General features: G+C 51.7%; 1 protein-coding gene. It reads right to left on the bottom strand.

Annotation, left to right across the window (positions count from 1 at the left end; all coding sequences use genetic code 11):
* The coding region (locus HC175_RS18465) for a glutamate synthase-related protein (protein WP_235942679.1) at positions 1-458 on the bottom strand (458 nt) is incomplete at both ends.

Genomic DNA, 458 nt, shown 5'->3' with positions numbered 1-458 from the left:
CCTGTAACCAGCGGTTTTGAGTGGCTACCCCGGTAGGACATCTGTTGGTGTGGCAAGCCTGCGCCTGGATACAGCCAATGCTCAACATCGCCTCCCGTGCCACGTTAATGCAATCTGCACCCATAGCAAACGCCATTGCGGCTTTTGCCGGGAATCCTAATTTGGCGCTGCCAATAAAAACGATCCTGTTGGTAAGATCCTTCTCCTGGAAGATCTTGTACACATCTGTAAAGCCATAGATCCAGGGCAGTGCAACATGATCGGCAAAACTTGGAGGTGCGGCTCCGGTACCGCCTTCCCCGCCGTCAATGGAAAGAAAGTCGGGTCCTCTTTCTGTTTCTGCCATGATCGCCGCCAACTCTCTCCACTCATCAAGTTTGCCTATGGCAGCCTTAACACCCACGGGAAGACCGGTATTTTCTGCAATGTCCTCAATAAAATCCACAAGTTCCTGCATA

The organism is Salinimicrobium oceani (genome assembly GCF_012037645.1).
Note: the sequence above shows the minus strand (reverse complement) of the source record. Positions and strands in the feature narration are given on the sequence as shown.